This window comes from Brucella pseudogrignonensis, assembly GCF_032190615.1.
Taxonomy (GTDB): domain Bacteria; phylum Pseudomonadota; class Alphaproteobacteria; order Rhizobiales; family Rhizobiaceae; genus Brucella; species Brucella pseudogrignonensis_B.
The window spans coordinates 1-21,892 of sequence record NZ_JAVLAT010000005.1 but is presented as its reverse complement, the minus strand read 5'-3'; the positions used below and the strand labels follow the sequence as shown (position 1 = coordinate 21,892).

Here is a 21,892-nt window from a genome sequence, read left to right as displayed (position 1 = left end):
CTTCTGACGACCGCGATTTGGTTAGGTTCGTAAAGAAGGGCCGTAAGCCGGGGCGCTACGATCTTCTGACCGTTACAGGCGAGCCAATTATCGATGCAGAATTGAAGTGGGCTGCGGAGGTGACTTTGATTAAGCCGCACGTTCCAACAGATAAAGAAGCGGCAGCGCTGTGGGGAGATCAAAGGGATGGAGATTGATTGGGGCTTTATTGCCGCAGCTTTGGCATTAGTTGCTGGGCTATCCACCTTTGCTTACAAGGCGCCCGGAGTTTTCAACGCTGTTACGTCGACTATTAGTATTGCACTATCAGTAATTGGGATTTGCTACGTAATGTACGCGGTCGGTTATTCTAATGCTTTTAACGAATTGAAATATCTTTCCACGAACGATGACTTTGCGAAGGCTAAAAACCCTTATAATTCTAATTGGCTTTTCCTAGCTTCGGCAGTTGGTTTTGTATTTCAGTCATTATGCCGACTTATTCTTTATGTCGCCAATCATGTTCGAGCAGAAGAAGCTAAAAAAGCTATTTCCTGATTTTGGATACACCTCTGGCTATCAAGACGTTTACCTTCATACCGAAGGGTTCCGTCCTTTGCAGTTCATCCTATGTCGATGAACCGGGATGCTATGAAGCTTCAGTATCCCTGCCTGCCCGTTTCACCAGTGGGCCAGTCTGTCTCCATGCATGAAGGCTATATCGGCAGTTCAATCTCTCAAGTCACATCCAAACCATTCGAGCGGCGTCTACCCCGCTGAAACCGTTTCATCAGTCTGGGATGAAAAACCGCTGTGGATTTCATACACCGGGTGATCGGCGTAACGGGTCAAATCCAAAAAAAGACCGTCTCTTTAGCGTTTAAAAAACAAATCACCTTGGCGGGAACCTCCGAGCAGACCCAAGATTTTCAGTTATTCGACGCCCTGAATTAATCGTTTCGGTTGTGCAACGATCTATAATCTGCTAAACAATCCGTCTCAGACGATCTTTTCAGGCCCCGGCAGCTTCACCGCTCCGGGGCTTTTCTTTTACGCTGCGCACGTACGTAATGTCAAATTATTTACGCATAGTTCGTATTTTATCCTTGCTTATACGTTTTTTGCGTATATAGTGAACTCATCAAAGCAGTTCACGAAGAAGCCTTTGCCGATCTGAACCGCGAGATTTCAACCACTGCCGAAACTGGTGATGGAGGTTGTTATGTGAAGTGCAACGCGGTGCGCGTCTCAAGCTGGACATGAATTTTACAAGTGAGATTACGGACCTGAGCATGTCCAAAACTGCTCACAGAGTTTCCAAACCGAAGGATCAGCCATGTCAGACCGAGCCGAACTACTGGCGATTTTCAAGAACCACGTTGCGGCAGTTGAAGCCATTGAGGGCATTGCCGGAACGGTCAGCCTGACATGCTTCACGTTGAAGGATCAGGGCGAGAGTGGGCTTGATGTTCGCCGCTTGCTTGGCCGGTTTGTGGAAAAGAACTGTGACGATGAAATCCGGTTGATCGACTACCTGCGCGGGTTCGGCAGTGAGCCGCCAATGAGCGAAAAGGAGCGCCGGGATTACCGCCTTAAACGCTCTGAGGACGTTCTGGACCTGATCGACAAGGCGATCGAGACGATCAACGACTACGTCCATGGGAGGGCTGCATAATGATGATCCAGAAGAATTGCGCAGCTTGCGGAATCTTATTTTATACCCGTCTTGCTGATCATAAACGCGGCTGGGGCAAGTGCTGCGATAAGTCTTGCTCTGCTGCTTTCAAGGTTGGTCTTCGTCCTCGTGATGTCAACGAGAGATACGCCAAACGAAGTGCATGGGCTGACGTGTGCCTTACTGTTCGCAAAGCTGCTGGGGTCAAAGAGTGGCCCAAGGCTCCAAGCGTAAAAGATCAGATCGGTCAGAACGTAAAGATCAAGCCGATTTACCACTCACCAAGTAGCTGCCGTCACTGCGGGAAGCCTGTGAATGGTCCCGGCCTGTGCGATCCATGTGAACAACACGAAGACGCAATGAACTCAATGGAAATGGGCTGGGACGGCCACAAGGCATGGGCATGACCATCCCCGACCCTTTCCTGACACTCATCACCATCAACCTATCAATCGCGTTTATCGCGCCGTTTCTGGGGATTTAGCCCATGCGTGACCTTATTGAAGACATCGCTGGCTTTGTTGCCGTTTCTGCCTTCTGCGGCGTGTTTCTTGTCTGGGTATCCTCAGTATGACCGCCCTCCTCCAAGTAAGCGGCTATGTGCGCCGCCAGTCAGCCAAGGGCGATGAGAAGCGCCCACGGTTCACACCAGAACAGTTAGCAACAGCCAGCCAGATGCGCGAAGAACTATTCCAGCAATTCAATCAGGAATGCGTTCTCGCCGCAGACATAGCGCTGGCACAAGAGTTTCCGGGAGAGTTGAAGTGAAAATCGAGAGCAAATATTCGATTGGAGATACGGTTTACCGGGGCTCGACTGTATCTAATAAAAAGCAGCGCCCTTGCCCTGATTGCCTTGGCACCCGGAAGTGGAAAGCCACCTCACCGGCTGGCACGGATTATGAATTTTCCTGCCCACGGTGCAGCACTTCATATCAAAGCAACCACGAAATGTCGCTGGATTACTCACTGTTTGAGCCATCCATCACAAAGCTGACTATCGGAAGCGTTCAGTACAACAGCGCCGAAGGATCATATGACCACGGCTTTCGTTATATGTGTGTCGAGACGGGCATTGGCTCTGGATCAGTATACAACGAAAGCGATCTTCATCTTTCAGAAGCTGATGCAATCGTTGCCGCGCAACTGATCGCCAACGATCAAAATCAGACCGTTGATTGGGTAGTAAAGCAGTTCAATAAGACGCTTGAAATATCAGATTATCAGCTTGGCAGTGCTGCACTCAAACTCGCGTCGGACAAAGCGCATGCTTCGAGCTCTATGCTCTATCGCCTTCAAGACCTCTTTGAGGAAATCAAGGAAGCTGGCGACAAAGCAGAAATACTTCAAGCTATCAGCGATTATGTTGAACACGACTGGCAGAACGACAAGGCAAAGGCGCTTGAGGTAGCCCTTGGAGGTGCAGCATGACTGACACCTTCCAGCAAGTGGGCCAAGCGTTAAACGGATTGGCAACAGGACTTTCACAAGAACGCGTCTGGAAAGGTGAAATCATCACCAAGAACGGCGTTTATTCCATGGTTCCGATAGAAACCTATCACCGCGAAACCAGCCTGTTTGATGGGTTCTCAATCTCGTCATCAAGCCTTCGCACAGTTCTACGCCGTCCGCTCGAGTACTGGTACGCCAGCCCATACAATCCGAATGCTGTTGAGCCAGAAGGCTCTAAGGCGCTCGACTTCGGTAAAGCTGCTCACATGCTTCTCTTGGGCGAAGAAGGCTTCTCTGAACGGTATGCGCTGCGTCCAAAGGAATACGACGATAACAAGGGCGCTTCTAAGCCTTGGAATGCGAATTCCACCGCCTGCAAATCATGGCTCAAGAAACAGGCTGATGAAGGCCGCGCCGTTATCACTGAGACAGAGATTGCGCACATTAAGAACATCGCTGAAGCGCTTTCACAAAAGGAAGCAATTCGCCTTGGTATTCTGAACGGACGCATTGAGCGATCAATTTTCGCCAAACGTAACGGCATCTGGTTAAAGAACCGGCCAGACGTAATCCCCAATGATGGCGGCGATTTCGTTGACCTGAAAACGGCGGCGTCTGTCGATGATGACAGCTTGTCGAAGGCGATCTTCGCACACGGTTATCATATCCAGGCTGGCTTTACCCGCATGGTTGTCCGTGAGGTGTTGGGCGAACAGGCTTTCTCCTCTTTCACCTTCGTATTTGTCGAGAAAACAGCTCCTTACGATGTGCGTGTAGTGACGTTGAAAGACGCCGATATCGACCTTGGCGAAGCGCAGGCGCGTATTGCTCTCGACACACTGGAGAAGTGCATCAGGCTCAACGATTGGCCCGGATATGACGGCCATGATCAGCACATTTCCTACGTCGAAATGCCGCCATGGGCGCGCAACCGCGTCGAAGAACAAATCAAATATTCCGAGAAGGCAGCATAATGAACCAGATCGTACCGCAAGACGCTCCAAAGCAGCGCCAGATTATCGAAGTCGTTGACGCTGTTCCGCTTCTCGACACGTCCAAGTTTGAACACATGCAGCGCATTGCAACAGGCATGGCGCGTTCAACACTGATCCCTGACAGCCTGAGAGAGGAAGGCACGAAGGACAATAAGCAGGAGCTTCCATTTGAACGGGTAGCCGCAAATTGCTTCCTGATCGTCAATCAGGCCGTCCGTTGGGGACTAGATCCATTTTCGGTTGCTCAAGCCGTATCCGTGGTTCACGGAAAGCTTTGCTACGAGGGAAAGCTGGTTGCCGCTGTAATTCAGGCGAAGCTTGGTTTCAACCTTCATCACCACTTTGTAGGTGAAGGCGATGCTATGCGGGTTTACTTGAGCGACAGGCCGTTGACTGGTGAGATTGTCGCCACGCTTAAGCCGGGCATTCGCCGCCCAGACATGCGCCTGTTTGACGGTTCTGTCAGTGAATGGAAAACAAGTGGCAACGGCTCGCCATGGTCGCCAAAGAACTTTGTTCGGATGCTGATTTACCGCGGAACTCGTGACTGGTGCCGCATCTATGAACCGGCTCTTATGCTTGGCGTCTATACGCCTGATGAAATGCTCGACATGTCCGAGAATGCAAGGGCCGTCCGCGCGAAGGAAGTTTCGACACCTTCCATCATGCAGCGTCTGCAACAGCGCCAGATTGAGCCAACAGCAAGCGAAGGCTTCAATAAGGACTTTGTAACGGCTGAGACTGAAACACTCGCCAGCTCCCCGGATACTCAAGATACAACCGCATCTGATAGCGTCACCTCCAGCGCATCAGACAGAGAGGGTGGAGAAGGTTCGGTAAACGGCTCCACCCTCGATAATTCGGAAGATGTGAAGCTTGAAAAGCGTGAGCTAATGAAGCTGGTTGTCCAGTTGACCGCGCTGACCAAGGACTTCGACGGGGAAGATAAGACCAAAGCGAAAGATGATGTTTGGTCGTGGACAGAAGGCTTCATGCAGGCTGGCACGGTCGTTTCGCATGACGGCATCGAACTGGCGAAAAAGATCACCCGCATGTTTGTCGGCGTGGCTCAGGGATACAATTCACAAGCTTCTGTCCTTGAAGACGCCTGCAACGCAATCGGCACTGACATCGCCGAGTTGGACGAGGTGCAGTGATGGCTAGGAAGTTTCGAGCAAGAAACACACCCGTGACACCCGCATATCTTGATCTGCGTATTAAGGACTTGGCAGACCGAGGATATGGAAAAACAAAATGGATAGGCTTCTGTGAAGATGCGCTCGACCTTGGATTGTCACTGAGACTTTATGAGGCAAAGCACACCGTATCGAAATACATCACCGTCAGCAATGACCGCGGGAAAGAGTTCAAGGTCAGGTTCTCGAACCACCGGCCAATCAAAGCACGGGAAGAAGCAAACGATTGTGATTTTTTCGTAGGCGTCAGCAATAAGAACGTAACAACTACTGTTCAAGCATTGCAGGCTGTCAAATCTCACTTTGAGCTTGAGGAGGCAGTGTGATGGCCTCAGCAGTCCGCAGACACCCCGAAGCATTCAGTACTGCCCCATCCAAGGGGCAGAAGCGACCAAGGAAACAGGACGGAAAGCATCTGGCATGGATAAGAACCCTGCCCTGCTTGGTAACTGGTCAGTATGGCGTTGAAGCAGCTCATATCCGGTACGCAGCGCCAGCATACGGCAAGCGAGACACCGGGAAGGCTGAAAAACCGGATGATCGTTGGACAGTGCCTTTGGCGCCGTCAGTCCATCGTGAACAGCATGCCACCAACGAGCAGAAGTTCTGGGAACAGCACAAAATCGATCCGTGCCAAGTGGCCTTAGCCCTGTACGGCGTATCCGGCGACGATGATGCCGCAATCGTGATTATTCGGAATGCGAGGAAGCCATGACCCCGACCATACCAGATGAAGCAGTACAGGCGGCAAGCAAGCGCATAGACGAGTATTACGACACACCGAATTGCGTAGGTGAAACAGCCGTTCGCGCAGCACTCACAGCCGCCCTGCCTTTCCTGCAAGGGGCATCCCCGCGTGCGCAGGCGTTGGAGGAAGGCGACCTAAATGCACGCCTTAAGGCAAAAGGCATGTACTCCATTGATGAAATGATGGGAACTTTGCCAGTCGATAAGTGGCTCGTTCATTCCGGAATGACCGATATCAAGTTCTTCGGTGAATGGCTGGAGCGTAAAACACGTGAATATCTCACCATGAAGGCCGAGTATGACGCCGGAAATAAGGATGAACGCGACGAACTATACGAGTGGGTTCTGGCTCACTACGGCGCTTTTCGTGATGTTCTCGTCAACTTTCGAGCCGCCCTCTCGTCTCAGCCTGTAGCGTCCACCCGCCCGGCAGGAGGCAGCGACCATGGCGAATGAGCAAGGGCTTATCGTTAAGCACGACATTTCGAATGAAGGAATAGCAGACGCGCTTGAAAAGTGTGATTGGGCAGGCGCTTCAATCGGCAACAAAGCAATTCTTCAACTGGCGATACAGGCACTACGCAACACCCGCCCCGCCGCGCCGGTCGAAGGGTTGGAGCGGTACGACTTAGAAGATCGTAGCCACTTCAACGAAGGTAGCTATATGCATCCAGACGAAACCGGCGAATACGTCCGCTTCGATCAGGCCGAGGCCATCATTGCGGCGGAACGGGTAGAGAAGGAACAGCTTAAGGCAGAACTTGCGGAAGCCCTACGCGGCAATCGTTATGCACAATTGGAGCGGATGGCTGTTAAACGTGCCGAGAAAGCCGAAGCCGACAACGCGGCGCTGACTGCGCGGGTTAAGGAGTTGGATCACGACCTTAATGGGGCAAAGGGCAACGCAAAAAACGCAATGTCAAATGTTGATTATTGGCGTGGCCAGACGGAAGCCCTCGAAACCGAACTCGCGGCGGCAGAAGGCACTCTGACATCCATCGCTCACACGTTCTCCGAGAATAGCCATGGGTCTATGAAATCTTTGTCAGGCTCTTTTTACCAGTCGATGGCTAATCGATACTTTGCAGAGAAGGCCAAGCCATGACCCTCATTGACAGACTATCCAAGCTGGAAGGGCCACTAGGGGAGCAGAGCGAATGAAGCTGCAACTTGCCCTAAAAGCTGAATACTTCGACGCGATCCGTGACGGCACAAAGACCGAGGAATACCGGCTTGCGAACGCTTACTGGACACGAAGGCTTTTCGTAACCGGCTATCGAACAACCGGCCCCCGTAGTTTTAGCGGCATCGTCCTAACCAAAGGCTATCCAAAGCGTGAGGACGCAGAACGCCGCCTGGAATTGCCGTGGTTTGGCTTCGTTCGTAAGACAATTACCCATCCACATTTCGGCCCAAACCCCGTCGAGGTATTCGCCATCGACGTGTCAGGTCGCCAAGCCCTGAAAGGCGGTGAGTGACCATGGCTAAGCTTGAGCGATACGATAAGGATTGCCATAGGATTGTTGAAGGTGGAAGCGTTGTGGCATTTGCCATCCGCCTCTCAAATGACAGATGGCGTTTATCAGACGTTGACGACTTCCCACTTCTTGGCCGTAAGTCGTTCGATAAACCGACTGACGTTTTGGCCGCATGGGAAGCGATGAAGTCAGACCGCACCGCACTGCAAGAAAGGGGGAGTGAGTGAGAAGCCTAGCTCCAGCCACCTTTGGCGATCCCCGTTCTTCCGGCCTCAACTGGGTGGGCGCGCATGTCAACCTGCTTGCTTCCACATTTGCTGCACTTGAGCTTGGAAAGCAAAACATCTCGGTTTGTCGTGTGATCTGGGCCAAGCTTCTCAGAAGCCTTCACCAAATCCAGCCAGTTATTGTGGGCGCAGTCCATGCAGAAAATGTTGAACCGCATGCCATTCTCAATGCAGCCGCCAAGCGTTGCGTATGGACGATAAACCTTCATGCCGACCTCCTATCAGGCGGCAGCTATTACACCGTGAACGAAACAGAAACAAATCACAAATTGACGGAGGTTGGTGTCCATGATGAGGAATGATCCCGCAGCAACAAATCTAACCAACCCTATTCCTCGGATTGGCTTGAGCCGTGCAGAGGTTGCCATTTCGATTGGCGTAAGCCCTAATACGGTTGACGTGATGGTTAGTGAAGGCATGCTGCCACCTCCAAAGAAGTGGCACACCCGGAAAGTCTGGCTTATTTCGGAGATTGTTGCAGCCATGGCGGAATGGCCCACAGATACGCACGGCGCATTTGGCGGAGCTTCTGATGACGGGGAAGAATGGAAAGCAGCCTGAGAATAAGCAATGACGAATATTGAACTGCCATTCATTGAAAAGAATAAAAGCCGTCACGGCACAATGCGCTACTATCTGCGAATAGATGGTCGGCGCATTTGTCGTTTGCCAGACGATATAAATAGCGAAGAATTTCTTAAAAAGTATTGGCAGGCTCGTAATAGCCTTGAGGTGAAAAAGCCAAAGGTCAAGGGCGGTCAAGGTCAGTTGGCACCGGTAAAGCCATACTCATTCCGGTGGCTGTGCATTCAGTATATGACCTCGGAGCCTTTTTTAAAGCTTGATGAAACCACGAAAGCCAAGCGCCGCGCTATCATTGATGCAATGCTGCTTGAGCCACTGAGCGAGAACGACCCCCGATTATTTGCGGATATACCGCTTTCTAAGATGACCGCAGCCCATATTGAAGTTCTGAAAACTCGCAAGAAAGAAACACCTTTTGCGGCAGATGAGCGCCTAAAGATACTACGCCAAGTATTCGACACGAAGAAAGACGCAAAGCAAATCGTGCCGAATATCGCTAAGGGTGTGGATGCGTACCGGATGCGCACAGATGGTCATGCGACTGCTACCGCCGAGGATCTGGCTAAATTCATTGAGCACCATGGGCCAAAGTCCAAGGCTGCGCTTTATCTGGCAATCCAGATGTACACTGGTTTTCGTGTTTCTGATTTGGCAGTGCTTGGTCCGCAACACCGAAAGAATGACGAGTTTCGACTGCGGCTATTCAAAAACCGGAATACGACGCCGGTGGATATTATTATTCCACTTCACCCCATTCTGATATCGGTACTAGACCAGCAGGAGATTACAGGCCTCGTCTATCTCAAGACGGATTTCAACAAGCCGTTTTCCGTTAAAGGTCTTGGGAACCGGATTTCTGACTGGTTCAATCAAGCTGGTCTTAATCATCTAACGTCGCATTCAGTTCGCAAAGGGCTGGCAACAGATCAGGCGCACAATGAGGCGACGGACAATATGCTTGAAGCTATGTTCGGCTGGAGAGATGCAAAAACATCAAAAATCTATACCCGAAATGCAGAACGTGCGCGACTGGCGCGATCAGCTGTTGCAAAGATCAATTGGGATGGTTTAGGTGATAAGCTGATCAGCCTAGATGAGGCGGAATAGGTGTGGCACGGTGTGGCGCACAACATTGATAAATAATGATAATTTATAAAGCCATGTGTGGCGAAAACGGCTTATAACTAATTGATATTGTTTTACAAAACCACTCCGGGTGAGGCCTCCAACATTTTTGTAAGATCATTATAAGCAATTGAAAACGCTTTGATATTTTTCAAGGTGTGGCAATCGGTTCTCAACGTGTTCCGCCACACCTAAGTCGGGTGTGGCAATCGGTTCACCTTCCAACCCTTCACGCAAAATAATTTTCTTCCGTGCATGCGGCGTATTGACTCTTTCTACTAGCATGAACAAAATAAGAACATCGATGGCGGTCGAGACTAACACAGATATACGATTGGCGTGTGTATCTGCTTTTTAACGGAGCAGTACAATGAATGCGTTTGCGCAAGAAAATGAATATGACAATGAAATTGAGCTGGTACTTGCATATCACAAGGGCGATGTGCGGGCAGCAATTGAAGCGCTTCTAAAAGACCGCGACTTCCTCGTCAAAGAGATCGAGTATGCCAGCCTTGCAATGTCGATGGGCTTTACTCGTGGCTGGAAACCAACCGTCATTAAATGAAAACCGTCCTTAAGAACCTGAGACACACCAATGTCGTCCGGTTCACCTGTGCGAAATGCAATCACCACTACGAGAAGACAGCGCCGTTAATGGCCGTGCGTTTTGGTGAATGGCAGACGCTGGAAGAACTGGAAAAACGAATCGTATGCAGCAAATGCGGCAATAGAACCGGAAACTTCATAAGCTATGGGAACCCGGAACGATGATTAAACTAGAATGGAAGCGCACCGTTATTGGCGGACAAACAGCCCCGGGGGATTTTATCGCCTATTGCGAACGAGGAACTTTTGCCCGACTTTTGAGAAATGAACATGGACCTAGTGCGGGCATGTGGGGGTGGTATCTGAGCGCTAGCCGAAACCCATTTTCCAAACTACCCTACGGCTTATGTGACAGTAAACAAGAGGCCATTGACACAATTGTCCTCATGTTTGAAACCTTGCAGGAACAAGGAAAGCTCGAGTTTCATCCCGAACCGCCTCAACGCCGATCTCTCGCAGATATAGCCTAAATCCGTAGTTGCCCTACCTTCTTGGAAAACAGGAGGATGCAATGAACAGACCAAGGCGCGAAGGCAAATATCCGGATCGTAATCTCGAATGTGAGGCAGAAATGGCGGCAAAGGTTGTCGATGCCTTAGACGAAGCCGAGGCCGCAGGGTGGGACCGATTGGAAGCAGCAAAGGTCATGCTTCAAGCGGCTCATGGCGTTTACATGGGTGAGAGCGGAACCGACCCGGACGAATAAGTTAATGCCCCTTCTTCTGTCCTGCTTCGATCCTCTGCAATATCTCTTTCACAACACGCATGTCGCCGCCAAGTTGCGCGAGCGTGTCCTGAATTTTACTGACAGTCTCAGACGTGTTTGACGTGGCCTGTTCGTTGGCTGCAACCCTGTAGGCAAGATTATCAGTGATACCAGTTAACTTACGCACATCGGCTTCGATACCTTTCATGCGCTCATCCTGCCGGGCTTCATTTGCCTTCACATCTGCGAGGCGCTCTTTGTGCAAAAGCTCATGATCGACGCGCCACGCTTGAAGCTCGTCAATATCTCGCTCTGTATTGGCCCATATGTAAATCCATCCACCGACAACCCCGGCAAGAGTTATCACCTGTAAAACGGTATTAAGATTTATGGTCCACTGAAATTTCGGGATTGTCATTACCAGCAGCCCCGCGATTTCCCGAATTGATTATGTCCTGCAATCCCCTGCCCCGCCTTTAGATCGTTACCGGCGAGATAGACGGCAGTGTCAGGCTTAAGGCTTATCTGCTTCCAGCCCGCGCAGTTCGTCGCATTGCTCGCGCACCCCGCCAAGGCGCTTGCACAGAGCAACAGCATCCATATTGATAACTTCCTCATCTATATCCGCCCTCTTTTGGATTGCCTTTGCGGTTGCTTCTGCTGCGGCCAATGCTGACCGCTGACGCTCTTTGATTGTTCCGGCCGCATATCCAGCAGCCAGACACAAAAATGCCGCCAGAACAGCGGCGGCGACGATCTTCAACCGGTTGGGGATTAGCGCCCAGATCATGATTTGATCTTTCGATATATGCCCCAGAGAGTAAGCCCGACAATTACAGCCGCAATTGCAACACGCACCCACTGACCGCTCGAAAGCTCATCCTGCTGATTTGAAATCGTGCTTACAATCTCTGGAATGACCGGCCCAACAGTTGCCGCCGCACCCGCTGCGCCCGTGCCGCCGATTGTTGCAACGTCTGTTTTGTTGGCCTTCGTCGTCGCTGTAACTGTGTTTGAAGAGACAAAGGCACCCTTGGCCCATAAGCCAGCTTCGGCAGCACGCCGGTTCACAAGCCCCTGCACCTTCTTGCCGCCGGCATTCACCCACTTGGCAAGCTCGCCCGGTACTGCATCGTAATCGCCTTTGTTCAGCTTTTTGAGCAACGTCGATTTGTGAAGCGCGCCGGTGTTGTAGTCGAAGGAGCTCAGTACAGCGAACTGATTGTCAGTAAGTGGAACCTTGACCAGACGTTCAACCCGCGCTTCAAACTTCGCTAGATCGTTCTGCAGAATGCGCGAAGCCTCGGCCTTCGTGATCGTCATTCCCGGTGTGACCGTTGGTGATCCAGCTGCGGACGTATGCCCGTAGCCAATCGTCCAGATACCAGCCACGTCTTTATAAGCGGTCAGCTTAAGCCCTTCCCATTGCTGGATGAGCGAAAGCCCCGCCGCGTTGATGCGTCGTGCCATTGTGTTTTCCTATTTTTGTGAGATGCTGCTATTGCGCTTTGATGCTACCCGCATCGTGCAAGGCGTAGCCCCAGATCGCCCGCCAGCATCTGGGGTTTACTTTTGAAAAGTGCGACAGTTACACCCACTTGTGACCACTACCTCACTGAAATATTGATGCCACGGTTAGGGGTTACGTGGGGGCGTGCATGAATATTTTAGAAAACATACAACCTGAGTTTTGGCTCTTGGGTTCAGCATTTTTTGCTTTTGCTTTAGCTAGCTATCTCATGTGGCGCTTGCCGAGGTGATTTCCTTTCGGCACAAAAAACCGCCTCAGTGGGCGGTCAGGCGAAAATTTTAAAAGAATTGAAGCTGTTAAATCAGCGGTTCTGAGGTAGGTGTGGCACGGCGGCACATTCTGGGCAGACCGTCGTTAGCTTTGGCACAAAAAGACAAAATCGCTAGCGCCGCGCCACAGATCGGATGACAACAGTTTTTATCTGAGGCGCCGACAAATCCGCTGGACGGGCAAGCCGACGCTGAATACAATCTCTCTATAATTTACCAGAGGATACTCATGTCCGATCTAAATGAAGCGATATTAGCACAGCGAAAATTACCGGTTCTCTCGTTCGATGACGTTTCATCGCTTCAATTAGAGGTTGGGCAATATATTTATCATTTCCCCAATGAGCCGCTTCCTCTCTATTTGTTCGCTCATATCAAGGACAAAAAGTTGCCTCTGACCATATTTGGTCAAGGGTACTTGGACCCGCCTGTTAGAAGCTGTTTTACCCCGATAACAAGCGGTGATTACTTATCCAATTGATCGCTTCACCCGTCAAAGTCTAATCTAAATCTCCATCGACATGTCATGGTGTCGCCGGACTGCACTGGTGTGACGGTTCCTGCGCCGACATTCCCGTATCGATCAAAATAAATTTTGTTATACCCGGGCGAATTCGATATGTATGACTTACGGTTAAGCTGATCCCATCCTTCAAGCATCTCCACTTCGGCAGAGTATCCGGTGCCTCCCCATATCCGGTAGCGATCAGCTTGCGTTATAACTTGTTCGAAACCAGCAGTCGAAACATCTTCTAGCACCCATTCAGGTGATCGTATTGCCGTATCTGTTACTTGCGTCACCCCGTCATTAGCTAAGCGCTTGACCGGTAACATTGCAAGATAACAAGCATCAACATCCAAATCCGCTGACCACGTCACGTGTGTGCTGATCTCCACCCAGGGATATTCAAACTTCCAGCGTTTCGAGACAATACCCACCGGCTTCAATGGATCGCTTCCGTATTCATATATTGTGGATTTAGAGACAACCTCTACCTGCTTAGCGGCAATTGTCGTGTCACCTCCGGGTGTCATGTTAGCCATCTTGCCATCCACGAGCATAAACGTGCTAAACTGTTTCTCATACCCATGAGCTAAACCGCCCATAAAATCAGGTTTCCCCGCCTGTTTTACGGCGAACTCAACCTCGGACTGTGCCTCAAGTACTTGTAATGCTGCGCCTATCGGAATGCTTAACGGCGACACTCTGGGTGCAATATAAACGCCAGAAAGCCGCCACACATCCGATTGTTTTGAAACACTTAAAAGGCGTTGCATACGATAGTTGATATACTGGTCGCTGTTGCTGTTAGATGACTTCATAGAAACGTATAATAGATCACCCTGACCGCCTGAACTGAGCCGCCGTACCAGTATCTGATCTTGGGGGTATTTGGGCACCTGCCTCCAATAGAGAACAGCAGCCTGTTCTGCCAATAATCCGATGAAAACTGGAGAAGATGAAGAATTCGCCAGCCCCAACAAAAGCACTTTATTGTCGTCAACGAACCCGTTCGGGCCATTAACTATAGTTGATACATAACTCCTGACACTGACAGGAATTTTACCATTAACAAGCGGCGCATCCAGATCGAGTACTAAACCGATATTCGTGGTTAAACTAAAAGTACCGCCACTGAACGCAGTAGCAGCTACGCCGTCAGAACCTTCCCATGCTCGACCATCGCCGATAGTGACGACTATTTGCGTACCGTCAAAGCTAACTTGACTGATATTAGCCTGCGCCTGCACGATGCCTTTTCGTTTTGCATCTATGCGAAGCGCGTTATAGTCATCAAAGCGCAGCCAGCGCCAACCGGCAGGCGACGTGGACCACGTATAGATGCCATTATTCTGGACCGTGCCACCGACAACCGGGTCCGTGTGTGTTCCGCTGTCAGCTTCGACATAACCACGTTGGCCGTTTCTTGTGCCTGCTACAGCTGAGAGCTGCGCCCATGTTGCCTTCGTAACGGTATCACCAGACACAGAAAGCTCATCAACTTGTCTGTCAATCTCGGATATAAATTGACGGATTTCGGCTTTCTTTGGATTATTGGCTCCACTCGACGGAACGCCATCATTGACGTAATCACGGAAAGCTTTGTCGCCGAGTTCCTTAATATTTCCCATCGATTGCTCCATAGCAAAGCGCCCCGCTTTAGCAGGGGGATTTTGGTCTAATTGTTTCAGTAAGTTAGCTATCCACTGCCGGTGTTGTTTCGACGGCACTTGGCCCATATGAACCGAGGCGTCCCTTTTCAGTGCGCAGCGCCATCTGGAATTCGTATTGCGTGGCTGCTGCAAGGTTCGGAATTGTGAGGCTTTGAGCTTCGTTTGCTAAGGGGCCGTAAACTGTCCATTCGGTGTCTGAGGTCTTTCTCCAACGCACCATATAGTTCAACAGAACACTTGAGCTTGGAGAGAAGGTCAATTCAGCGGAAGGGCCAGCCTTTATTGCAATGACTGGAGCGGCTGGGACAGGGATACCATCATCGACATCTGTCTCAGATGACACAGGTGCCTCGCCCTCTTGAGAGCTATCCCACTGATATGCGGTTGATGGCATGGACTGCACTTGAATGGTTGCGCCTTGCAGAATACCGCCTTCACCGATAATGAACTTGAAGTCTAGCACCTCGAAGACGCTATCGATCCCAAAAAGGGAATAATGAATGCGAATGAAGCGCTCTCCAAATGCTGCTAATCCCATCAGGTTAGTATTGAAGGTGCCAACCCAATTCGGATTTGCACGAAACCATTCAAGCTTCATCAAGCGACGCGCCTGACTGTGCGATGGAGCCATGTTGAATTGAACGTCTTTGGCCTCTTCACCGCGCTCTGATACAGCATCCTCATCCGCCCAAGGATCCGCATCCGTAGACTGATAATCTTGTGTAGGATCCAGAAACGTAGCGCGAATGGTGTTCGCAGTCGTCATAACATCTCGACCGCGACCCACATCAGAAAAGCCCGTAATTGCATCAGCTGTGAGGATGACTGTCGGCTCTGCCCATTCGCCTATGTCAAGCGTTAACCCACCGTCTGGAGTTGGAACCAAACGACCATCGCAGCAAGCCAGCATACGCCCCAGAACATCAGCAGGACGCTCATTGAGCTGGTATGATCCCCAGAGGCGATAACGCGGCTCAGTGCCACCAGCTGCGAGTTCAATGGCTTGTCCTGCGCGATTATACGCTGCGACCCAGCCGGCTTGAGCTAAAGGCGTTGTGAATAGGCTTTCCGGCAAGCGCATGCCGTCACTGTGCGTCATGAAATCCCGAATGATGGATGCTGCATTGTCATCCCATGCAACGACACCTGTGCTGGGGTTTTTCACCTTGGAGGCGCGAATAACCAGCCGATAATTAGTGTTCACGCCATTGGGGAAGTATGAAAGGTAATCATCGTCATTGACGGCATCCTGCATGGCATAAAGCGATGCAATGCCATCGCCACGATGATCAGACGTCCATTCTGTAAAGGTCGAAGTCAGGCTTTGATAATTTGTCTCAGTTGGCAGACCTAAACGCACCTGAATGCGCAAATCCCACCAATCTCCCCATGGCCCGGTTCGTACCCATCCATCCGCATCAACAACAACCTGATGGTCATCAATCCAGTATTCCTCGACAGCGTCAATCTCTCCTTGATTGACCGCCAGCACTTTATGGAAGATGCCTTGCTTGGCTTCCGCGAATATCCATGCACCAGAGGTTTTGACCCGACCATAGTGACGAACACGAACGGGCGTTGCTTGCCGCACCTGCTGTTGAACATCTTCAGGTTTTGGTTGGGATGGCCGAAAGAGGGAGGAGGCAAGATATGAAAAACCTAGCGATAGAGCCAACCCACCTAATGTCGTACCCGCAAACATAGTGATTGCCGCAAGACCTGTCTGCAAAGCAGCACCGATTACGCCAGTACCTGCAATCGCTGCAATCAATCCAGAAATCGCTACTGGCATTGAATTCTCCAAGCTTTCCAGATTGCATCGAGCGGTGCACCGATCAATCCGGTTTCATCATGAGAAAACCAGATCGTTTCGGCATGTATAGCCACACACAGTTTTTGATTATGGATAATCAGACCAACATCACCGCATACCGGCGATGCCGTCTTTTCAAACCCTTGCGAGCGCATGGCGCGGTTCACAAGTATGGGAAAGCAACCCCGCACAGACAGGATTGCCGAAGCTTCCGCTTCATCTCTGTATTGCCGACCCATCCACGCGAGAGGTGACAACCCGGTACGGTTTCGCACCCATCTGTCAGCAGTCGAGACACAATCGGTCTCGCCCCAGCGGAAGGGCTTTCGCGCTTCGGCAGCAACAAATTCATCAATGTGCATGAGATCAGTAGTCGGGATACTTAAAGGATTTAAAAAGCAGTGAACCGACAAACTGGCAGAACTTATCACCACCTGAACGGCGTTGCTGATCGCGGTCGGTGTATCGGCCAAAGGCCGGACGCGAGCGGTTGAAGAATGCATTTTCAGCAGTCATCGAAATTGACTGAATAGCGCCTTCAGATCCCTGCATTTCGGTCCGACTAATACGCGGCGGCTGCATGAAGCCCCACCAGATCGGAGCAGGCGTTCCCAAAGGTTGCCATTCCTCGTCAAATAGCTGGATCGACACGACCACTATGCGTTGATCGACCTCATCATTTGCGTTGAGCGCAGCGGCAAGGAAATTCAGCGTCGTATCCGGCAATCCGCTCAGTTGGAATGTCACATTCTGTGCAGCTGTCGTTGAAGACATTCCAAGCCCATCCACCAAACCAAAGCCATACATCGGCTCATATCGGTTCCCGCCTGTCTCAAGTGCGGTATTGCCGTTCCATACTCGCATGGTTTCAGAGGCAAAACGAAACTCAACAAGCAAATCCAGTCGCACTTGGCGCTTAGAAAATTCAATGAGTTCTGCGCTCGTAAAAAAAGCCATCACACGTCCTCAATGAAATTGACGGTGTGGAAAGACCATGGAGCGACTAAGTCTAGATCCATGTCCATTTCCGCATCGCTTGCGAGACGCATTCGGCAAATTGGATTATCGAATTCCATCTCAGTACCCGCAGAAACAGCTTCACGCGCAGGAGGCCTGAAAGTGATGGCTGCTGACTTGTCGCCCGTCATCTGTACGGTACGGATACGATACATGCGCTCACCGACTGAGAAATCCTGCCCCGGTTGCAATTGACCTGCCGTAACAAGGGCGACATTTGCTGTTGTGCCACGCAATGGAATGTTGCTGATCAAGCGAATATCGATGGCGCGAGAGCGATATAGGCCAGCGTCACTAAAGGGGCTGGTATCGGAATGCGGAACGCCCTTAAGCAGGCTGCTCCAATCCGGCTCGTATGGCTGATAAGCACCACAGCGCGGGAGAAGGATTGGATGCAACTTGCCTTCAAGCAGCATGGCTATCGCACGGTATGCCAGAACCGCTGATGAACCACGTTTGATGATGATATCTGCAAATGTTGCCTTCCATATACCAGCATCAGACGCGGAAACCTGAGATAAACCGGACACACTCGACGGCCCCGCCAATGTGCGCGAGGCAATATTGAATGATGCTCGTTTGGGCTTAAGCACAGAACGAGGCCAAATAGGTGTCACCATTACATGGCCTCACATGTTTCTTGTTTGAGCGTCGGCTATCATTGACGGTAGCGACTGCTGAACGGTTCGGGTGCTTTGCTGAACAGAAACCTGTACAATCGCACCGGATGCCGTCTGAATTCGCTGATCGGCGATTTTAGCCATTCGCCCACTGTCATCTTGCAACATGATGCGTATTGTTTCGTTTGAACCCTGCCCCCGCATACCTTTGATACCGGGCGCGGTCGGTGCATTTGATGTTGGCAACGGGCCGACATAACCACCGTTGGCATAGCCTTTCAGGCCACGGCGCATCGCATCCAAAGCGGCAGGCCCACCAGCTGCGCGAACCGCGTCTTGGTCAAAGACATATTCGCCTTTATGAACCACGCCAGCCGGTTCGTATTTTCCACCAGAGCCAGTATAGCCGCCTTTGTCGAAACCAAGCAGCTTGCCAATACCGCCGAATATCCCCGACCCACCGCCGCCGAAGATGCCAGCCAGTGGACCTTTGCCAAGCAAGGTTGCCTGCATGACGGCCTCAATGAGCGTATTCAGGAATTTATCAAGCGCCGAATTGCCGGTTTCAATGGCCGGGATCATCGACTGAAAAGCATCCATCATGGAGCCTTTCAAGAAGTCCGACAATTCACGCGCATGCTCTTGGCTTTCTGCGAGCTTATTAGCTTCAACCGTGGCATTGGCATAACCTTCTGCCAAACCCTCAATCTGCTCTTTCAAAGCTGGGGTAATTTCAATCCCAGCTTTCTTGGCAGCATTCAACAGTTCTTGCGTGGCGCGGGCCTTAGTGATTGCGTAATCGTAATCATCAATCAGTGGGTTAATCTGGGCTTGAGCTGCCGTTTCTGCCTGTAGGGATGCTGTGCGCTCTTTGATCTGCTCGATTTCGCGCTGTAGTTCATCAGGTCGAGACCTACCTCCACCTTTGCGCCCCTTGCCGCCACCAGACGATCCGCCTGCTCCACCATTTGACGAACCGCCGCCGCCTGAACTTCTTGTCGGCGCAACTAGGTCGTTATCTTTACTATTGGCAGTCCTTTCCCTCGCTCTGGCATTTGCAGACTGTCGCCAATTCTCGCCAAGCTTCCCAAGGTGATCTTGAGCGGCTTTTGTCAAAGCCTTGCCATATGCATCGCCAGCAGCCTTACCAGCTCCCGCGAATGAGTTATCAAGCCTACCAAGATTTACTGTCATATCTTCTGGCAGTATCGGTGCGACGCCGACAAACCGGTCTAGGGCATTCAACGCAGATGCAACGCGGTTGATGCCATTTAAAACTGTTTGAAGCCCGCTTTCTATGCCTGCAATCATCGAGTTCATGGCATTAATGACGGCTTCGGCAACAGCACCGGGCAGCTTAGTAAATGTCGTTACGGTGGTATCGTAGAGAAGGCCAACAGCACCGATAATGTTATTTGCTGCACCCTTGGTTGTTTCCCAAACATCTTCCCAGCTAACCTCATTGCCGCCTAATGCATCGGATATCAGGTTTAGCGCCCCTAGAAGATCATCGCGAACAAGTGACGCAACATCCATTGCGCCCTGACTGATGGTTTCCCATGCTACCGAGGCGTAATCCTGAAGATTAGCCATATCGCCTGCAATCGGCTGGATCTGGTCACCGAACGCCGAGAGAGCGAACGTAGCCGAGCTAATCGCGGTAATCAGAAGCAAGAACGGGTTAGTTGCAACCATCGTCGCGCCTGCCAGCGCCACTCGTGCCATCGCCGGAACATACTGCCCCAGAAGAACTGTCGCCGCTGCCGCTGCTGCTAATGCAACATGCTCGAAGTTATCACCGACAAAAACCAGTCCTTGCGCGATAGTAGCAGAAACGCCAGACGCCTGATCCATTGTCCCGACGAACTTCAATAAGCCGTTGGCGACCTTCTGAAACCCGTCAGATATAGTTGCAGGCATGCTCTCGGCTTCGGCTGTCAGTTCCTGCAAGCGCGTGGTCAAAGCCTTGTAGATCACGTCACCGGTGATCTTGCCTTCCTTGCCTGCTTCGCGAAGCTGATTGACACCAATGCCGAGCTGGGCGGCAAGCACTTCGGCAACACGTCCACCAACTTCAATCACCGTATTCAGGTTGTCGCCTTGAAGCTTACCCGCCGCCATCGACTTGCCGAGAGCGTCAATCACACGAGCTGCGCGATCAGACTTAGCGCCTGACACCACGAGCGCGTTATTCAATGCTTCGGTGTAATCAAGCTGCTGATTGGTATTGTAACCAAGCTCTTTGAGAGCGCCCGCATTTGTGAGAAAGCTTTCAGCCGTGTTTTGCATACCGGAATAGGTGCGCTGCGCCATGTCATAGATACGCTCCATTACCTGAGGAGCTTTATCCATATCCCCGACAGCAAGGCCTACACGAGAGGACAAATCAGTCCAAGTGTCAGCCATACGCTGGATTTCACTTACACCAATGCCAAGGCCACCGATCGCAGCACCAGCACGAAGCATATTCTGAAATGAACGACTGATGTTGTCGTTCATCGTGGAAAAGCGCTTCTCGATCTGGCGAGCGCGTTGATTAGCAACGCCATTTGCCCGGTTGAGCGCCTTTTCAAAAGAGGCCGTGCGGGCCTCCATAGCCACGACAAGGCGTTCAACGTCAGTCGCCATCAGAAGCCCTCAATTCCAAGTTCTGCAAGTTGATCGTCGCTCATACCGGGAGCGGCTTTTTCTTCGGTCGCATTGGCGGCTTTGAAGCCTTCAACCGCACAGCGAAATTCCCAAAGCGTCATCTTGCCGATGTCGCGATGGATTATTCCGGCCCATTGGTAGAAGCGGTTGAATTTCCACTTTCCGCGCGGGAGCGGGTTCGGGTCTTCTTCGCCCCCGCTTTCCGCTCCCCCGGCTGATCATCCTCATCGCCAAAGAGTGCAACCATCAACACAGCCTGCGCAGTCAGCACTGACAATGTGAGCGGTCGATCTTCAACGAATTTCTGGACAAGCTTACGAGCGGCTTCTTTTTCCATGCCGCCGCCTTCAAGACCGAGGCGGATAGGCTGGATCACATCATCAATGAACCATTGCTTGGAAGTGAGCCGCATCAATATCCATTGCGGCCCTGCATCGCATTTGTCTTGCAGGGCGCGAAGGTGTACAAGGCGGAGTTCAAAATCATGCTCTCCGCCAGCCCATGTGAGAGCCTTCGCCATTACGCAGCCTTAGCGGTACGGGTTGGCAATCCGTCGAACTGAATTTCGATTTCAGCCGATACCTTTTGGCCTTTTTCAACGGCATTGTTGAGGTACACGAGGATCGCTGATCCTGTTTCATATTCTGTGTCACCAACAGCAGAATTGACGTGCTGAACACGAATTGTCTTCTTACCGCCCGAATACCACCAATCAAGCATCATTTGATGGCTCTGGCTGGCCCATACGCCAGTACCTGAGATTGTAACTTCCGAGGACTGAACAGCACGTTCAACAACAGCTGGCAGGCTTTCATCTTCACAATCGGCGGGTACTTCCGTTGTCTGCATGTTGTGCTGGCGGTTGATACCGCGCTGTGTGATGCCGCAAATCTTCGAGAAAGTACCCTCGACATCTGTTTCAATCTCAACAACAAGATGCTGAAATTCTGCGGTAATTGGCTTAACGGCCATGTTATTTCTCCATGCG

General features: G+C 51.2%; 29 protein-coding genes and 2 pseudogenes. 19 read left to right on the top strand and 12 right to left on the bottom strand.

Annotated elements, in window-relative coordinates; translation table 11 throughout:
* From RI570_RS21370 to RI570_RS21280, 19 genes and pseudogenes are all read left to right on the top strand, one after another.
* Positions 1 to 197: pseudogene (locus RI570_RS21370) on the top strand (hypothetical protein); the annotation flags it as partial.
* Positions 187 to 537 (top strand): hypothetical protein, encoded by a 351-nt coding sequence (locus RI570_RS21365; RefSeq protein WP_313828665.1) that lies wholly within the window; start codon positions 187 to 189, stop codon positions 535 to 537. The pseudogene RI570_RS21370 and the gene RI570_RS21365, both read left to right, overlap by 11 nt.
* A gap of 778 nt (positions 538 to 1,315) precedes the next feature.
* Positions 1,316 to 1,654 carry a hypothetical protein gene (locus RI570_RS21360; RefSeq protein ID WP_313828666.1) on the top strand — a complete coding sequence of 113 codons (339 nt, stop codon included), beginning with the start codon at positions 1,316 to 1,318 and terminating at the stop codon, positions 1,652 to 1,654.
* Positions 1,654 to 2,061, top strand: a complete 408-nt coding sequence (locus RI570_RS21355) for a hypothetical protein (RefSeq protein ID WP_313828667.1) — start codon at positions 1,654 to 1,656, stop codon at positions 2,059 to 2,061. The genes RI570_RS21360 and RI570_RS21355 overlap by 1 nt, the downstream gene beginning before the upstream one ends.
* A 163-nt stretch (positions 2,062 to 2,224) precedes the next feature.
* Positions 2,225 to 2,422 (top strand): hypothetical protein, encoded by a 198-nt coding sequence (locus RI570_RS21350; RefSeq protein WP_313828668.1) that lies wholly within the window; start codon positions 2,225 to 2,227, stop codon positions 2,420 to 2,422.
* Between the two features lie 182 nt (positions 2,423 to 2,604).
* Positions 2,605 to 3,084 carry a hypothetical protein gene (locus RI570_RS21345; RefSeq protein ID WP_313828669.1) on the top strand — a complete coding sequence of 160 codons (480 nt, stop codon included), beginning with the start codon at positions 2,605 to 2,607 and terminating at the stop codon, positions 3,082 to 3,084.
* The gene (locus RI570_RS21340) at positions 3,081 to 4,079 is read left to right on the top strand and encodes a PD-(D/E)XK nuclease-like domain-containing protein (protein ID WP_313828670.1); all 999 of its coding nucleotides are present in this window, start codon (positions 3,081 to 3,083) and stop codon (positions 4,077 to 4,079) included. Before RI570_RS21345 ends, RI570_RS21340 begins: the two co-directional genes overlap by 4 nt.
* On the top strand, positions 4,079 to 5,257 hold the full coding sequence (locus RI570_RS21335; RefSeq protein ID WP_313828671.1) for a hypothetical protein: 1,179 nt from the start codon (positions 4,079 to 4,081) through the stop codon (positions 5,255 to 5,257). Before RI570_RS21340 ends, RI570_RS21335 begins: the two co-directional genes overlap by 1 nt.
* Positions 5,257 to 5,622 (top strand): hypothetical protein, encoded by a 366-nt coding sequence (locus RI570_RS21330; protein ID WP_313828672.1) that lies wholly within the window; start codon positions 5,257 to 5,259, stop codon positions 5,620 to 5,622. Before RI570_RS21335 ends, RI570_RS21330 begins: the two co-directional genes overlap by 1 nt.
* Complete coding sequence (locus RI570_RS21325) at positions 5,622 to 6,011, top strand: hypothetical protein (RefSeq protein WP_313828673.1); 390 nt, start codon at positions 5,622 to 5,624, stop codon at positions 6,009 to 6,011. Before RI570_RS21330 ends, RI570_RS21325 begins: the two co-directional genes overlap by 1 nt.
* On the top strand, positions 6,008 to 6,499 hold the full coding sequence (locus RI570_RS21320) for a hypothetical protein (protein ID WP_313828674.1): 492 nt from the start codon (positions 6,008 to 6,010) through the stop codon (positions 6,497 to 6,499). The genes RI570_RS21325 and RI570_RS21320 overlap by 4 nt, the downstream gene beginning before the upstream one ends.
* Positions 6,489 to 7,148 (top strand): hypothetical protein, encoded by a 660-nt coding sequence (locus RI570_RS21315; protein ID WP_313828675.1) that lies wholly within the window; start codon positions 6,489 to 6,491, stop codon positions 7,146 to 7,148. Before RI570_RS21320 ends, RI570_RS21315 begins: the two co-directional genes overlap by 11 nt.
* 52 nt (positions 7,149 to 7,200) lie before the next feature.
* A complete protein-coding gene (locus RI570_RS21310; RefSeq protein ID WP_313828676.1) occupies positions 7,201 to 7,521 on the top strand; it encodes an ASCH domain-containing protein in 321 nt (106 codons plus the stop codon).
* Positions 7,522 to 7,523: 2 nt separating this feature from the next.
* A complete protein-coding gene (locus tag RI570_RS21305; RefSeq protein WP_313828677.1) occupies positions 7,524 to 7,748 on the top strand; it encodes a hypothetical protein in 225 nt (74 codons plus the stop codon).
* The gene (locus RI570_RS21300; protein ID WP_313828678.1) at positions 7,745 to 8,110 is read left to right on the top strand and encodes a hypothetical protein; all 366 of its coding nucleotides are present in this window, start codon (positions 7,745 to 7,747) and stop codon (positions 8,108 to 8,110) included. The genes RI570_RS21305 and RI570_RS21300 overlap by 4 nt, the downstream gene beginning before the upstream one ends.
* The gene (locus RI570_RS21295) at positions 8,097 to 8,369 is read left to right on the top strand and encodes a hypothetical protein (protein ID WP_313828679.1); all 273 of its coding nucleotides are present in this window, start codon (positions 8,097 to 8,099) and stop codon (positions 8,367 to 8,369) included. The genes RI570_RS21300 and RI570_RS21295 overlap by 14 nt, the downstream gene beginning before the upstream one ends.
* Positions 8,370 to 8,378: 9 nt before the next feature.
* Positions 8,379 to 9,500 carry a tyrosine-type recombinase/integrase gene (locus RI570_RS21290; RefSeq protein WP_313828681.1) on the top strand — a complete coding sequence of 374 codons (1,122 nt, stop codon included), beginning with the start codon at positions 8,379 to 8,381 and terminating at the stop codon, positions 9,498 to 9,500.
* A gap of 388 nt (positions 9,501 to 9,888) precedes the next feature.
* Complete coding sequence (locus tag RI570_RS21285) at positions 9,889 to 10,083, top strand: hypothetical protein (protein WP_313829992.1); 195 nt, start codon at positions 9,889 to 9,891, stop codon at positions 10,081 to 10,083.
* A 552-nt stretch (positions 10,084 to 10,635) separates the two neighbouring features.
* The gene (locus tag RI570_RS21280; RefSeq protein ID WP_313829993.1) at positions 10,636 to 10,830 is read left to right on the top strand and encodes a hypothetical protein; all 195 of its coding nucleotides are present in this window, start codon (positions 10,636 to 10,638) and stop codon (positions 10,828 to 10,830) included.
* Between the two features lies 1 nt (position 10,831).
* On the opposite strand, the gene RI570_RS21275 is transcribed toward RI570_RS21280, so the two are convergent.
* From RI570_RS21275 to RI570_RS21220, 12 genes and pseudogenes are all read right to left on the bottom strand, one after another.
* Positions 10,832 to 11,248: a hypothetical protein gene (locus tag RI570_RS21275; RefSeq protein WP_313829994.1), complete on the bottom strand. Its 417-nt coding sequence runs from the start codon at positions 11,246 to 11,248 to the stop codon at positions 10,832 to 10,834.
* A gap of 96 nt (positions 11,249 to 11,344) precedes the next feature.
* A complete protein-coding gene (locus tag RI570_RS21270) occupies positions 11,345 to 11,620 on the bottom strand; it encodes a hypothetical protein (RefSeq protein ID WP_313830089.1) in 276 nt (91 codons plus the stop codon).
* On the bottom strand, positions 11,617 to 12,300 hold the full coding sequence (locus RI570_RS21265; protein ID WP_313829995.1) for a lysozyme: 684 nt from the start codon (positions 12,298 to 12,300) through the stop codon (positions 11,617 to 11,619). The genes RI570_RS21270 and RI570_RS21265 overlap by 4 nt, the downstream gene beginning before the upstream one ends.
* Positions 12,301 to 13,116: 816 nt before the next feature.
* Entirely contained in the window at positions 13,117 to 14,763 is a 1,647-nt protein-coding gene (locus RI570_RS21260) for a hypothetical protein (protein WP_313829996.1), read from the bottom strand.
* 148 nt (positions 14,764 to 14,911) lie between these two features.
* A pseudogene (locus RI570_RS21755) lies at positions 14,912 to 15,571 on the bottom strand (fibronectin type III domain-containing protein); the annotation flags it as partial.
* 1,016 nt (positions 15,572 to 16,587) lie between these two features.
* Complete coding sequence (locus RI570_RS21250) at positions 16,588 to 16,980, bottom strand: DUF6950 family protein (protein WP_313826417.1); 393 nt, start codon at positions 16,978 to 16,980, stop codon at positions 16,588 to 16,590.
* 4 nt (positions 16,981 to 16,984) lie between these two features.
* A complete protein-coding gene (locus RI570_RS21245) occupies positions 16,985 to 17,575 on the bottom strand; it encodes a hypothetical protein (RefSeq protein ID WP_313826416.1) in 591 nt (196 codons plus the stop codon).
* Positions 17,575 to 18,255, bottom strand: a complete 681-nt coding sequence (locus tag RI570_RS21240; protein ID WP_313826415.1) for a hypothetical protein — start codon at positions 18,253 to 18,255, stop codon at positions 17,575 to 17,577. Before RI570_RS21240 ends, RI570_RS21245 begins: the two co-directional genes overlap by 1 nt.
* Before the next feature lie 9 nt (positions 18,256 to 18,264).
* Complete coding sequence (locus RI570_RS21235; RefSeq protein ID WP_313826414.1) at positions 18,265 to 20,883, bottom strand: tape measure protein; 2,619 nt, start codon at positions 20,881 to 20,883, stop codon at positions 18,265 to 18,267.
* Positions 20,883 to 21,005: a hypothetical protein gene (locus RI570_RS21230; RefSeq protein ID WP_313826413.1), complete on the bottom strand. Its 123-nt coding sequence runs from the start codon at positions 21,003 to 21,005 to the stop codon at positions 20,883 to 20,885. The genes RI570_RS21235 and RI570_RS21230 overlap by 1 nt, the downstream gene beginning before the upstream one ends.
* Before the next feature lie 20 nt (positions 21,006 to 21,025).
* The gene (locus RI570_RS21225) at positions 21,026 to 21,424 is read right to left on the bottom strand and encodes a gene transfer agent family protein (protein ID WP_313826412.1); all 399 of its coding nucleotides are present in this window, start codon (positions 21,422 to 21,424) and stop codon (positions 21,026 to 21,028) included.
* Complete coding sequence (locus RI570_RS21220) at positions 21,424 to 21,876, bottom strand: phage tail tube protein (RefSeq protein WP_313826411.1); 453 nt, start codon at positions 21,874 to 21,876, stop codon at positions 21,424 to 21,426. The genes RI570_RS21225 and RI570_RS21220 overlap by 1 nt, the downstream gene beginning before the upstream one ends.
* Positions 21,877 to 21,892: the final 16 nt, after the last annotated feature.